This is a genomic window from Arthrobacter sp. NicSoilB4, assembly GCF_019977335.1.
Lineage (GTDB): Bacteria > Actinomycetota > Actinomycetes > Actinomycetales > Micrococcaceae > Arthrobacter.
In genome coordinates, this window is sequence record NZ_AP024653.1 from 1,001,530 (window position 1) to 1,014,583 (window position 13,054).

At 67.3% G+C, this 13,054-nt stretch carries 15 protein-coding genes; 12 read left to right on the forward strand and 3 right to left on the reverse strand.

The annotated features are described in order from the left end of the window. Positions 1-73: 73 nt before the first annotated feature. Positions 74-550, forward strand: a complete 477-nt coding sequence (locus LDO13_RS04530) for a DUF2231 domain-containing protein (protein ID WP_224048871.1) — start codon at positions 74-76, stop codon at positions 548-550. A 20-nt stretch (positions 551-570) separates the two neighbouring features. On the opposite strand, the gene LDO13_RS04535 is transcribed toward LDO13_RS04530, so the two are convergent. Both LDO13_RS04535 and purU read right to left on the reverse strand, forming a co-directional pair. Next, complete coding sequence (locus LDO13_RS04535; RefSeq protein WP_224048872.1) at positions 571-984, reverse strand: class I SAM-dependent methyltransferase; 414 nt, start codon at positions 982-984, stop codon at positions 571-573. 40 nt (positions 985-1,024) lie between these two features. Continuing rightward, entirely contained in the window at positions 1,025-1,885 is an 861-nt protein-coding gene (purU, locus tag LDO13_RS04540; protein WP_224048873.1) for a formyltetrahydrofolate deformylase, read from the reverse strand. A 329-nt stretch (positions 1,886-2,214) separates the two neighbouring features. Here purU and glyA point away from each other — a divergent pair, with 329 nt between their 5' ends. The 11 genes from glyA to LDO13_RS04595 all read left to right on the forward strand — a co-directional run bounded on the left by glyA (position 2,215) and on the right by LDO13_RS04595 (position 12,153). After that, a complete protein-coding gene (gene glyA, locus LDO13_RS04545) occupies positions 2,215-3,516 on the forward strand; it encodes a serine hydroxymethyltransferase (protein WP_275960437.1) in 1,302 nt (433 codons plus the stop codon). A gap of 25 nt (positions 3,517-3,541) precedes the next feature. Then, on the forward strand, positions 3,542-4,441 hold the full coding sequence (locus tag LDO13_RS04550; protein ID WP_224049662.1) for a bifunctional methylenetetrahydrofolate dehydrogenase/methenyltetrahydrofolate cyclohydrolase: 900 nt from the start codon (positions 3,542-3,544) through the stop codon (positions 4,439-4,441). Between the two features lie 216 nt (positions 4,442-4,657). Then, entirely contained in the window at positions 4,658-5,608 is a 951-nt protein-coding gene (locus LDO13_RS04555; protein ID WP_224048874.1) for an ABC transporter ATP-binding protein, read from the forward strand. A gap of 10 nt (positions 5,609-5,618) precedes the next feature. Further along, positions 5,619-6,482, forward strand: coding sequence for an ABC transporter permease (locus LDO13_RS04560; RefSeq protein ID WP_224049663.1), 864 nt, complete (start codon positions 5,619-5,621; stop codon positions 6,480-6,482). Then, positions 6,479-7,312 carry an ABC transporter permease gene (locus LDO13_RS04565; protein WP_224048875.1) on the forward strand — a complete coding sequence of 278 codons (834 nt, stop codon included), beginning with the start codon at positions 6,479-6,481 and terminating at the stop codon, positions 7,310-7,312. The genes LDO13_RS04560 and LDO13_RS04565 overlap by 4 nt, the downstream gene beginning before the upstream one ends. 25 nt (positions 7,313-7,337) lie before the next feature. After that, positions 7,338-7,694, forward strand: a complete 357-nt coding sequence (locus LDO13_RS04570; RefSeq protein ID WP_224048876.1) for a VOC family protein — start codon at positions 7,338-7,340, stop codon at positions 7,692-7,694. Positions 7,695-7,822: 128 nt separating this feature from the next. Next, positions 7,823-8,398, forward strand: coding sequence for a hypothetical protein (locus LDO13_RS04575; RefSeq protein WP_224048877.1), 576 nt, complete (start codon positions 7,823-7,825; stop codon positions 8,396-8,398). A gap of 10 nt (positions 8,399-8,408) precedes the next feature. After that, positions 8,409-9,242, forward strand: coding sequence for an exodeoxyribonuclease III (locus LDO13_RS04580; RefSeq protein WP_224048878.1), 834 nt, complete (start codon positions 8,409-8,411; stop codon positions 9,240-9,242). A 134-nt stretch (positions 9,243-9,376) separates the two neighbouring features. Then, on the forward strand, positions 9,377-10,372 hold the full coding sequence (gene trpS / locus LDO13_RS04585; RefSeq protein WP_263422154.1) for a tryptophan--tRNA ligase: 996 nt from the start codon (positions 9,377-9,379) through the stop codon (positions 10,370-10,372). A 4-nt stretch (positions 10,373-10,376) separates the two neighbouring features. Further along, positions 10,377-11,042 (forward strand): 2'-5' RNA ligase family protein, encoded by a 666-nt coding sequence (locus LDO13_RS04590; protein WP_224048880.1) that lies wholly within the window; start codon positions 10,377-10,379, stop codon positions 11,040-11,042. Continuing rightward, positions 10,987-12,153 carry a YihY/virulence factor BrkB family protein gene (locus tag LDO13_RS04595; protein ID WP_224048881.1) on the forward strand — a complete coding sequence of 389 codons (1,167 nt, stop codon included), beginning with the start codon at positions 10,987-10,989 and terminating at the stop codon, positions 12,151-12,153. The genes LDO13_RS04590 and LDO13_RS04595 overlap by 56 nt, the downstream gene beginning before the upstream one ends. Here LDO13_RS04595 and LDO13_RS04600 read toward each other — a convergent pair. Further along, positions 12,116-12,880: an alpha/beta hydrolase gene (locus tag LDO13_RS04600; protein WP_224048882.1), complete on the reverse strand. Its 765-nt coding sequence runs from the start codon at positions 12,878-12,880 to the stop codon at positions 12,116-12,118. The two genes, LDO13_RS04595 and LDO13_RS04600, sit on opposite strands and share 38 nt — an antisense overlap. Between the last annotated feature and the right edge of the window lie 174 nt (positions 12,881-13,054).

Genomic DNA, 13,054 nt, shown 5'->3' on the forward strand with positions numbered 1-13,054 from the left:
CGTCGCGGCCCAAGTAGCTGGCAGCAGGGGCCGTTATGAGCCCTCATAACGGCCCCTGCTGCGAGTTAGTTGGGTGGGAGCGGACCGCCTCGACCCGGCCGTCCGGGCAGCCGAGCCGCTTGCGGGCAAACTCGTGGCCGACCCCCGGCTGCGGAGCTTCTTCCGCGGCGACGCCACCGGCATCCCGCTGCACGGCATCGCCACGGATGTGCCGTTCGGCGCCTGGTTCATGGCGATCTTCCTGGACCTGTTCCCCGATGCCGGCACCCATCGGGCGGCAACGCGGCTGGTGGCCCTCGGCGTCGTCGCTGCGGCTCCCACCGGAATCAGCGGCTGGGCCGAATGGGCCCGTGCGGACCGCGGCACCCGGCGCATCGGCGTCGTCCATGCCGCCGCCAACCTCACCGCCACGCTCATCTCCCTAGCGTCGTGGGCCGCGCGGACCCGGGACCGCCACCGGCTGGGCGTGAACCTGGCCCGCGCGGGCGGGGCCCTGCTGATCGTGGGCGGGTTCCTGGGCGGCTACATGCGCAGCCAGCGCCGCCCCTGAGCCCATCTAGCTAGTTGGGGTCAGGCGGGGGAGCGCAGAACGGTGAAGCCCCCGCCTTCGCTGCCCGGGTCGGGGTCGGGAAGGACGACGGCGATCGGGGCGCCGGGTGCCGCCACCCGGCCGAGTTCGCGGACGACGTCGTCCCATTCCTCCGGCGGCAGCCCCGCCAGGGCATCCACCGCCCAGACCGAGGGGAAGGCAGCGTCGGCGAACGGCAGGGAGCCGGCCCCCGCCACCGAGGCTTCCAGCCCGCGGGCGCGCGCTGAATGGATGTTCTCCTCGGAGGGGTCGACGCCGGTGAAGTGGATGCCGGATTGGACAAAGCGCAGCCCGTCCGCGCCCTGGCCGCAGTCGAGGCCCAGCACGCCCCTGCGCCCCTCGGCCTTGAGCAGGGCTACGAATTCCGGGAGCGGGTCTCCCGCAGAAAGCGCCATACCACTATTCAATGACTGCGGCCAGCCGAAAACAACCGGGTCAGTTGAAGACCACCGTCCGGTTCCCGTCCAGCAGGACCCGGTGCTCGGCATGCCACTGAACAGCCTGGGCCAGGGTGCGGCCCTCCACGTCACGGCCCATCTGGACGAATTGCTCTGCCGTGCGCCGGTGGTCCACGCGGATCACTTCCTGCTCGATGATCGGCCCCTCGTCCAGGGCGGCTGTCACGTAGTGCGCCGTGGCGCCGATGAGCTTCACCCCGCGTGCGTGCGCCTGGTGGTAGGGCTTGGCGCCCTTGAAGGAGGGCAGGAAGGAGTGGTGGATGTTGATGGCCTTGCCGGTCAGCTCCTGGCACAGTTCGTCGGAGATGATCTGCATGTAGCGGGCCAGGACAGTGAGTTCGACGTCGTGCTCAGCCATCAGGGCGCGCAGTTCATCCTCGGCCTTGACCTTCGTGGCCGGGGTGACCGGGATGTGGTGGAAGGGAATGCCATAGAACTCGGCCAGACCGGCGAGGTCGCGGTGGTTGGATACGATGGCCGGGATCTCGATCGGCAGCGTTCCGGAGCGCTGCAGGAACAGCAGGTCATTGAGGCAGTGCGCCGAGGTGCTGGCCATCAGCAGCGTGCGGACCTTTCGGCCGGCCGGGTTCAGGCTCCACTGCATGCCGAAGGCCTGGGCCACTGGTTCGAGTGCGGCCTGAAGCTCCAGCTGGGAAGCCGCCGTCGTGGCCTCGACGCGCATAAAGAAGGTGCCGGTGCTCTGGCTGCCGTACTGCTGCGAGTCCGTAATATTGCAGCCCGCGACGAGCAGGGCGCCGGCGACGGCGTGCACGATTCCGGGGCGGTCCGGGCAGGAGAGAGTCAGGATATAGGAAGCAGTCAGCTGGTCGTCAGTCACGGGGGATAGCCTACCCGCGGCGGCGGTGGGGCTGACGCGCGGCTGTGGGCCGGGCGCCGCTCTGGGGTAGTCTGGACGGGTCGCAACTGGCGTTGGGTGGCTAACCACCAGGGAGCGGCATTCACGAAGACCACGGATCGTACGCCTGGGCCGAGGGTCATGTTTTCCGGTCGGCAGCACATCGCTGCCGGCCCGCATCGGCACCCCGCCAGCGGGGTGCGTTCCCTTGGCACGTCCCCATCATCCGGGGCCGTAATTTAGGGGCGCCGCCGCGGGCCAGCCGGTAACCTGACCTTAAGCAGTGCCCGTTGCCTAGCCAGGAGTTCCCCGTGACCACCTCCCTTAGCCTTTCTTCAGCCGCCGTGAGCAACCAGCCGCTGGCCGACCTCGATCCCGAAATCGCCGCCGTCCTGGCCCAGGAGCTAGGCCGCCAGCGCGGCACCCTGGAAATGATCGCCTCCGAGAACTTCGCCCCGCGCGCAGTCATGGAAGCCCAGGGCTCGGTCCTGACCAACAAGTACGCCGAGGGCTACCCCGGCCGCCGCTACTACGGCGGTTGCGAATACGTCGACATCGCCGAGCAGCTCGCGATCGACCGGGTGAAGGGCCTGTTCGGCGCCGAGTACGCCAACGTCCAGCCGCACTCCGGCGCCCAGGCCAACGCCGCGGCCCTCTCCGCCATGATCACGCCGGGGGACAAGATCCTCGGGCTGTCCCTGGCCCATGGCGGCCACCTGACCCACGGCATGAAGCTGAACTTCTCCGGCAAGCTCTACAAGGTGGCCGCGTACCAGGTCGAGGAGGACAACTTCCGCATCGACATGGACAAGCTGCGCGAGCAGGCCATCGCCGAGAAGCCCCAGGTGATCATCGCCGGCTGGTCCGCCTACCCGCGCCACCTCGACTTCGCGGCCTTCCGCTCGATCGCCGACGAGGTCGGAGCCCTCCTCTGGACCGACATGGCGCACTTCGCCGGCCTCGTGGCCGCCGGGCTGCACCCGAGCCCGGTCCCACACTCCGACGTCGTCACCTCCACGGTGCACAAGACCCTCGCCGGGCCGCGCTCCGGCGTGATCCTGGCGAAGCAGGAGTGGGCCAAGAAGATCAACTCCAACGTCTTCCCGGGCCAGCAGGGCGGCCCGCTGATGCACGTCATCGCCGCCAAGGCCGTCGCGTTCAAGATCGCCGGCACGGCAGAATTCAAGGAACGCCAGGAGCGCGTCCTGGAAGGCGCCCGGATCATCGCCGACCGCCTGAACCAGGCCGATGTGTCCGACGCCGGTATCTCCGTCCTCACCGGCGGCACCGACGTGCACCTGGTCCTGGTGGACCTGCGCAACTCCCAGCTGGACGGCCAGCAGGCCGAAGACCTCCTGCACTCGGTGGGCATCACGGTCAACCGCAACGCCGTTCCGTTCGACCCGCGCCCGCCGATGGTCACCTCCGGCCTGCGCATCGGCACCCCGGCACTGGCCACCCGGGGCTTCGGCGCGGAGGAGTTCACCGAGGTGGCGGAGATCATCGCCACCGCGCTGAAGGCCGGCTCCGCCGCGGACGTTGAGGCGCTCCAGTCCCGCGTGGACAAGCTCGCCGCTGACTTCCCGCTGTACCCGCAGCACGAGCAGTGGTGAACGGATGACGACGGAGACGACCAGCATCCCCGCCAACACCGCCCGCATCCTTGACGGCAAAGCCACCGCCGCCACGATCAAGGCGGAACTGACCGAACGAGTCGCCGTCCTGAAAGCCAAGGGCATCGTCCCGGGCCTGGGCACCATCCTGGTGGGCTCCGACCCGGGCAGTACGTGGTACGTCGGCGGCAAGCACAAGGACTGCGCCGAGGTGGGCATCACGTCCATCCGGCGTGACCTGCCGGAGGACACCACGCAGGAGGAGCTCCTGGCCGTGGTCCGGGAGCTCAACGAGAACCCGGAGTGCACCGGCTACATCGTCCAGCTCCCGCTGCCGGCGCACATCGACCAGGACGTCATCCTGGAGGCCATGGATCCCGAAAAGGACGCCGACGGCCTGCACCCGATGAACCTCGGCCGGCTCGTGGCCAACGTCAGCGGCCCCATGAAGTCCCCGCTGCCCTGCACGCCCAAGGGCTGCGTGGAGCTGCTCACCCGGCACGGCATCGACCTCAAGGGCAAACGTGTTCTCGTGGTGGGCCGCGGCGTGACGATCGGCCGGCCCGTGGGCCTGCTGCTGACCCGCAAGGACGTCAACGCCACGGTTATCCTCGCCCACACCGGCACCGTGGATCTGCCAGCCGAACTCCGGCAGGCCGACGTCGTGATCGCCGCGGCCGGCCAGCCGCACATGATCAAGGCGGAGGACCTCAAGCCGGGCGCGATTGTGCTCGACGTCGGCGTCAGCCGCGTCGACGACGGCTCCGGCAAGGCCGTGGTCACCGGGGACGTGGACCCCGCCGCGGCCGACGTCGCCGCCTGGCTTTCCCCGAACCCCGGGGGAGTTGGCCCCATGACCCGCGCCATGCTGCTGGCCAACGTGGTGGAAACCGCGGAACGCCATGCCGCCGGGGGCCACGCCTAGTCCCGGAGACTGAACGATCTGAACCCCAGGGCGCCCCTCCGTCGAAGAGGTGGCGCCCTGGGGCGTTTAATCAGTGGAGATAACAGAACGGCAAACGTCTGGATTTTTTACGAAAAGACTCTTTCATAGTTCGGCCGTTTCCATTACCGTGTTCGGGTGCCTGAACTCGTCTCGAAGCAAACCCCACCCAAGGAAGCCTCCTCAAAGGACGCACCATTGAGCAGCTCCTCCGCCACCGGCGCTCCGCAGTATGTCATCACTGCCGAAAACCTGACCAAACGCTACGGCCATGTCGTCGCCGTCGACGGCATCTCCTTCTCGGTGCCCGCCGGCGAGGCGTTTGGTCTGCTCGGCCCCAACGGCGCCGGCAAGTCCACCACCATGAAGATGATCGGCGGGGTGTCCCAGCGGACCTCCGGAAGCCTCAGCATCATGGGCCTGGACCCCGACCAGAACGGGCCGGAAGTCCGCGCGCACCTGGGCGTCGTCCCGCAGCAGGACAATCTGGATGAGGAACTCAAGGTCCGCGACAACCTGCTGGTCTACGGCCGCTACTTCGGCCTGCCCATGAGCTACCTCAAGCCCAAGGCCGATGAGCTGCTGGAGTTCGCCCAGCTCACGGACAAGGCCAAATCCAAGGTCGATGCGCTCTCGGGCGGCATGAAGCGCCGGCTCACGATCGCGCGCTCCCTCATCAACGAACCCCGGATCCTGCTGCTGGACGAACCCACCACCGGGCTGGACCCGCAGGCCCGCCATATCCTCTGGGACCGGCTGTTCCGGCTCAAGGAGCAGGGCGTCACCCTGATCCTGACCACCCACTACATGGACGAGGCCGAGCAGCTCTGCGACCGGCTGATCGTGGTGGACAAGGGCAAGATCATGGCCGAGGGCTCGCCCGCAAGCCTGATCCGCGAGTACTCCACCCGCGAAGTCCTGGAACTGCGCTTCGGCTCGGAACGCAACGCCACGGTCGGCACCGAGCTTGAGGGCATCGGCGAACGGCTGGAAACCCTGCCGGACCGCGTCCTGATCTACGCGCACGACGGCGAGGCCGCCCTCGAAGAGGTCTCCGCCCGCGGACTGCGACCCGTGACCTCGCTGGTGCGCCGGTCCTCGCTCGAGGATGTCTTCCTGCGCCTGACGGGCAGGAGCCTCGTTGACTAAGAAAGCAGAGCTGGCTGAATCAACCCGGGCGGCCGGCACGACGGCGGCCCCGGCCCTGAGGGCGCATTCGCCGGAGGTCTCTGCCGCGAAAGCCCGGAAGTGGGGCGCGTTCTACTACGCCGAGCAGGTCCTGCGGGTGATGAAGGGCTACGGCTGGACCATCGTGATGTACGGCGTGGGGCAGCCCGTCGCCTACCTCTTTGCAATGGGCGTCGGCCTCGCCACCCTCGTTGACACCAGCAGCACGGCCGCCTTCGGCGGGGTCAGCTACCTGGCGTTCATTGCACCCGCCCTGTTGATCTCGGCCGCCGTGATGGCCGCCGCCAACGAGTTCACCTTCCCGGTGATGGACGGTTTCAAATGGCGCCGGGTCTACTACGGACCGCACGCCTCGCCGCTGACGCCGGAGCAGATTGCGCTCGGGCACATCATCGCCGTCACATTGCGGCTGCTGCTGCAGTCGGCCATCTACTTCGGCGTGGTCGCGTTGTTCGGAGCTTCCCCGAGCGCCTGGGGCTGGGCCTCCATTCTCGTCGCGACGCTCGCCGGGCTGTCCTTCGGCCTCCCGCTGATGGCCTACGCGGCCTCCATCAAGGAAGACAAGGGCCAGTTCGCCATGGTGATGCGCTTCATCGTGATGCCGCTGTTCCTGTTCTCCGGCACCTTCTTCCCGCTGGACACCCTGCCCCTTGCCGTGCGCTGGATCGGCTGGATCTCCCCGATCTGGCACGGCACGGAGCTGGGCCGCGTGCTCAGCTACGGCTACCAGGAACCCCCGCTGCTGACCATCGCGCACGTCGCGTTCCTGCTGGCGCTCTGCGTCGTCGGCTGGGTCCTGACCAAACGCCAGTTCGTGAAAAGGATGGGCGGATGAGCGCCATCATTACCAGCCACAGCGTCACCGAGGCGGCCCGCAACCGGCAGTTCGGGCCGCTCTACTCCCGCAACGTCCGCGCCGTCGTCGCCCGCGGGCTTATGGCCACCAAGAGCAGCAACTGGATGGTTATGCTCTCAGGCTTCTTCGAGCCGGTGCTGTACCTGATCTCGATGGGTGTGGGCCTGGGCGCGATCGTCGGCTCGGTGCAGGGGCCCGGCGGCGGGGAAATTTCCTACGCCGCGTACATCGCCCCGGCCCTGCTGGCCGTGTCCGCGATGAACGGTGCAGTCTACGATTCCACCTGGAACGTGTTCTTCAAGATGAACTTCGCCAAGCTGTACCAGGGCATGCTGTACACCTCCCTGGGCCCGCTGGATGTCGCCATGGGCGAGATTTTCCTGGCCCTGCTCCGGGGCCTGATGTACGCGACCGGGTTCACCGCGGTGATGGGCCTGATGGGGCTGATCACCACGCCGTGGGCCATCCTGATGATCCCCGCCGCGGTGCTGATCGCCTTCGGCTTCGCCAGCTTCGGGATGGGCATCACGAGCTTTATGAAGACGTTCCAGCAGATGGACTGGATCAACTTCGTGATGCTGCCGATGTTCCTGTTCAGCGCCACCTTCTACCCGCTGAGCGTCTACCCGGAGTACATCCAGTGGCTCATCCAGGCCATGCCGCTGTGGCACGGCGTGGAGCTGCTGCGGCAGATCAGCGTGGGCGTCTTCACCCCGGCCACCGCCGTCCACGTCGGCTACTACCTCGTGATGATCGTGCTGGGCGTCCTGCTCACCACCGGCCGCCTGCGCACGCTGTTCCTCAAGTAGCGATCCTTCGCAAAGGAGAACCCCCATGATCGGAAAACTGCGGGCCCTCGTGATCGACTGCGAGGACCCGGACGCCCTGGCCGGCTTCTACCAGGAACTGCTGGGCATGGCCCGGGTCCACGAGGAAGACGGCTTCATCTCGATCGGCGACGGCGCCGGCCTGCCGTCGGTGGACTTCCAGCGGGTGGACCGGCTGGTCCGCCCGCAGTGGCCCGACGCCGACCACCCGCAGCAGATGCACGTGGACGTGCTGGTTGACGACCTCGACGCCGGCGAGGCGGCGGTCCTCCGGCTCGGCGCCACGAGCCTCGACGCCGGCACGGAGACCTTCCGGGTCTTCACGGACCCCAGCGGCCACCCGTTCTGCCTGGTCCTGTCGTAGGGCCGGTGACGCCCTAAGGCCCGGCGCCGTACTGGCCCTCCCCGCCCCTTCCCGGGGCGGCCATTCGCGTCCGTTCGCCCCGGGTGGAAGCGGCCCGGCGCGGCCCGGCGGTTTGCCATAATAGGCACATGCAATCTCTGGGCAACTCCGAGTCTTCCAAGCCGTCCGCGTACAACTCCGCCTCCGGCAAGTTCTCCATGTTCCGCATCAGCGGGCCCGGGATGATGGTGTTCATCATCGCCTTCGTCGTCGCGGTCATCTTTGCCGCGAACCAGAACGACGTCGTCGGCTGGCTCGTGGCGATCATCGCCGGCTTCTGGCTCGCCCTGGCCTCCTTCGTCGTCTTCAGCATCCAGAAGGCGGCCAAGAAGGCCGGCGCCAAGCTCACGGAAGCGCAGAATGCCTTCAACGCGGCGGCCGGCCGGGCGCCGTCGTCGGGCAGTGTTGACCACGGCAGCACCCGCCTTGTGGAGGTCCGCCGCGAAGCGGACGAGGTCCGGGACCTGAAGTTGGACCACTCGTTCAAGATCGTGCAGGTGCAGGTCCGCGTCGTCGAGCAGGAGCGGGCCAAGGGCGACGCCTCGGACCAGGACACCATCCGCCGGGCGCTGGAGACCATCGAGATCACCGCCACCAACGCCCGGGACATGATCAAGTCCTCCGGCGGAACGGACGAGCCCGTCTCCGGAACCATTGTCGACTAGAGTGGATCGGGTGAGTTCGGCATTGAAGAAGGACAACCTTCGCATCGCATCAGTCAACGTCAACGGCCTTCGCGCTGCCTACAAGAAGGGCATGGCGGAATGGCTTGAGCCCCGCGAAGTGGACATCCTCTGCCTGCAGGAAGTCCGCGCACCCGACGCGATCGTCCACGAGCTCCTCGGTGCAGGGTGGTACATCCTGCATGCCGAAGCCGAGGCCAAGGGCCGCGCCGGCGTCGCCATTGCCTCCCGTGAAGAGCCGCTGCAGACCCGCGTGGGCATCGACGACGACTACTTCGCCACCTCGGGCCGCTGGGTCGAAGCCGACTACATCGTCCGCAACGCGGAGGGGGAAGCATCCCAGCTGACCGTCGTCAGCGCCTACGTGCATTCCGGCGAGGCGGGCACCTCGAAGCAGGACGACAAGTTCCGTTTCCTGGACGTGATGGTTGACCGGCTTCCCGAGCTGGCAAAACACAGCGACCACGCACTCGTGGTGGGCGACCTCAATGTTGGCCACACGGAGCTGGACATCAGGAACTGGAAGGGCAACGTCAAACGTGCCGGCTTCCTGCCCGAGGAGCGTGCCTACTTTGACCGCTTCTTCGGCGAGGAGATCGGCTGGAAGGATGTTCACAGGGGCCTGGCGGGCAACGTCGACGGCCCCTACACTTGGTGGTCGCAACGGGGACAGGCCTTCGACAACGACACCGGCTGGCGCATTGACTACCACATGGCCACGCCCGCTCTCGCTGCGGCCGCAGTGTCAGCCGTTGTTGACCGGGCACCGTCCTGGGACACCCGCTTCTCCGACCACGCCCCGCTGGTAGTGGACTACCGGCTCTAGTCTTAAGGCTTCCGCGAATGACCTCTCCTTCCACTGTGACCCCCGTGAACGACGACGCCGAAACCGCCGCCGCCCCGGCAGCCGCTGTCCCCGCCGCCGCCCCTGCGGGAACCCGCCAGCGCATCCTCTCCGGCATGCAGCCCTCGGCGGATTCCCTGCACCTGGGCAACTACCTCGGCGCCCTGGTGAACTGGGTCCGGATGCAGGACGAGTACGACGCCGTCTTCTTCATCCCCGACCTGCACGCGATCACCGTTCCGCAGGACCCTGCCGAACTGGCCCACCGCACCAGGGTCACGGCTGCGCAGTACATCGCCGGCGGCGTGGACGTGGAAAAGTGCACGCTCTTTGTCCAGTCGCAGGTCCCCGAACACGCCCAGCTGGCCTGGGTTCTGAACTGCATCACAGGCTTCGGCGAGGCGTCGCGGATGACCCAGTTCAAAGACAAATCCTCAAGGCACGGCTCGGAGCAGGCCAGCGTGGGCCTGTTCACTTACCCCATCCTGCAGGCCGCGGACATCCTCCTGTACCAGCCGCACGGTGTGCCGGTGGGCGAGGACCAGCGGCAGCACGTAGAGCTCAGCCGCGACCTGGCCCAGCGCTTCAACTCGCGCTTCGGTAAGACGTTCAACGTTCCGGCCCCCTTCATCCAGAAGGAATCGGCCAAGATTTACGACTTGCAGAATCCCACGGGCAAGATGTCCAAATCGGCGGAATCACCGGCCGGGCTGATCAACCTGCTGGATGATCCCAAGGTCATCGCCAAGCGGATCAAATCCGCGGTGACGGACGCTGAGACGGAAATCCGCTTCGACCGTGAGTCCAAGCCGGGGGTCTCCAACCTCCTGACCATCTACTCGGCCATCACGGGGCAGAGTGTCGAGGCCCTCGTCGCTGCCTACCAGGGCAAGATGTACGGCCACCTCAAGGTTGATCTGGCCGAGGTTGTGGCGGAGCGCCTCACTCCCATCCGGGACCGGGCCAACGAGCTGCTGAACGACCCCGCGGAGCTTGACCGGCTGCTGGCCCTCGGCGCTGACAAGGCGCGGGAGATCGCCTCGGTCACGCTGCAGGACGTGTACGCCAAGGTAGGGTTCCTTCCCTACGCCGGAACACACGGAGTCCGCTAGGCCGATGTCCTCCGTCAGCAAAGTCACCGCTAACGAGCCGGAACGCGCCTCCGCGCGTGCCGTCGGCAGCGCTGCTCCGGACGTCCAGGACACGCAGGACAACGGACACCGCAGCGAAGGCATCAGCATCGGCGTAATCCTCGGGTTTCCCACGGAGATCGCCGAGGAGCTCCAGCGCTGGCGTGCCTCTTTCGGTGATCCCATGGCTGGCGTCATCCCGGCGCACATCACGCTGGTAACGACCACCATGACCCAGGACTGGGAAGCCACCCGCAGCCATGTGCGTGAGATCGCGGGCCGGCAGGAGCCCTTCAACGTGACCATCGCGGGGACGGGGTCGTTCCGGCCGGTGTCCCCGGTGGTTTTCCTGAACGTCGAGGACGGCTTCGGCGACTGCGTGAGCCTGCACCAACAGCTGCAGTCCGGGCCGCTGGAGCGGGACCTGCCGTTCGACTATCACCCGCACGTCACTGTGGCCCACGACGTCGCCCCGGAAAGCCTCGATGAGGCCGAAGCGGTCCTCAAGGATTACAGGGCCACGTTCCCGGTGGCTAGCATGGGACTCTACGAGCACGACGACAACGGCATTTGGCAGCTACGGGAAGAGCTTGATTTTGGGACCAAACCTCACGACGACGGAGGCCAGGACGGCGCCGCGGCCGCCGGCTAAGCCGCCCCTTCCCACCGATCTGGCCGGGCTGAAACTCGAAGTCATCCGGAAACGTGTCGACTGGGGCAGGGCCCGCCGCTCCGGCGGCGGGGGGCTGGCCTCGCTGATGGCCATGGTGGCGTGGCTGCTGGCCCGGGTCAACACGCTGCTTCCCGCCCGGGCCTTCGCACACTACGGCCTCCAGCACGGTCCGCTGATGAGCGCCGGCATCGGGTTCAGGATGTTCTTCTCCGTCACGGGCCTCCTCGCCACGGGTTTCTCCCTTGCCGGCCTCTTCCTCAGCGGACAACCAGCGCTGCTGGACCAGATCATCAAAAGCGTCGCCATGACCGCGCCCGGACTCCTGCAGGTCGACGGCAGCGAGGGCCTGGTTGACCCGTATGCGCTGCTGAACCCGTCCAGCCTGGGCTGGGCGGCCGTGATTGCCGCCGTCGTGACTGTGTTTACGTCCCTGGGCTGGATCAGCGGCATCCGCGACGGCGTGCGCGGCATGATGCAGCTCGGCCCGAAGGGCCTGAATCCGGTCCTACAGATACTGCTCGACGTCGGAGCGCTGGTACTCCTGGGGGTCGCCCTTGTCACCAGCGCGGCAGTCTCGCTCGTGTTCGGCACAGCGGCGGACTGGGTAACCGCGCAGCTGAACCTCGACCCGGCGCTGGCCGGACCCCTGACGACCTCTGTGATGATCCTCGTGCCGCTGCTGCTGGGCTGGGGTACCGCCCTGATCATGTTCCGGGTTGCGGCGGGGATAAAGCCGGCCAGGCGCTCCCTGCTGGAGGGGACCATCCTCGCAGCAGTCGGCACCACGGTGCTGCAGATCTTCAGCACCCAGCTGCTGGCCAGCGCCGGAAAAAACCCCATCCTGGCACCCTTTGCCATCATCATCGGCCTGCTGATCTGGTTCAACCTCGTCAGCCAGGTCTACGTGATCTGCGCCGCCTGGGTGGCCATCAGGGAAAAGGACCTCGCCATGGCACCTGCCGCCTCGACCACCGGGTGGGGAGCCCGGCGCGTCCAGCCGGGTAAAACGCCGTCGGAGCCCCGGCCCCGCCGAACGCCCTGGTCCGCCGCGTTCAGGCGTCGAGGTACTGGTCGGCCCACGCCGAAATAATCTTCGCGGCCCGGGCCGCCTGGCCCTTGGCCGTCAACAGGTGGTCGCTGCCCTCGAGGGACACGAAGCTGCGCGGATGACGCGCGGTCTGGAAAATGGTGCTTGCGTTCTCGATTCCCACGGTGTTGTCGGTGGGGGAGTGCAGCACCAGGAGCGGTTTGTGCAGCCGCCTAATGCAGTCGGTCAGGTCGGCGTTTTCGAGGTCCTCGACGAAGTGCCGCCGGATCTCCACCCGTTTGCCGCCCAGGTCCACCTCGGCGCTGCCCTCGCTCAGGATCCGGTCCAGCGCGGCGTCGAAGACGTGGGCCACGTGCTTGGGCGAGAACGGCGCGCCGACCGTGGCGACGGCGTCGAGCTCCGGGATCGCCGCGGCGGCGGCCAGGACGGCGGCGCCGCCGAAGGAGTGGCCCACCAGCAGCGAGACGGGCCGGCCGGCGTCGCGCATGAACTCGGCCGCCTTGACGGTGTCCGCCACCTTGTGGCTGAAGGACCCCTCGGACCAGTGCCCGGCGGACTCGCCCAGGCCCAGGTTGTCGAAGCGGAGCATGCCCACTCCGTTGTCGGCCAGGGCCTTGCACATCCGCGACGCCGAGGGGCTGTCCTTGCCCAGGGTGAAGCCGTGCGAGAACACGCCCCAGCCCTTCACGGGGCCCTCGGGGACATCGACGATGCCGGAGAGCAGCTCGCCGGTGGAACCCTGGAACGAGACTTTTTCGGAGCGGGACAAATGGAGCCTTCCTGGATACTGAACTAGTTGACCGTTGGAAGGTTATCGCACACCCTGCACCATTGCGTTCGTCTGGAATGAAGGCACAGTTCTATGGCAGCTGAACAAACTCGTCCTTCGTAATGGAGGCCCGGCCGAAAAATGGATTCTGGAAGCCGTCCAGGGCTGCGGAGG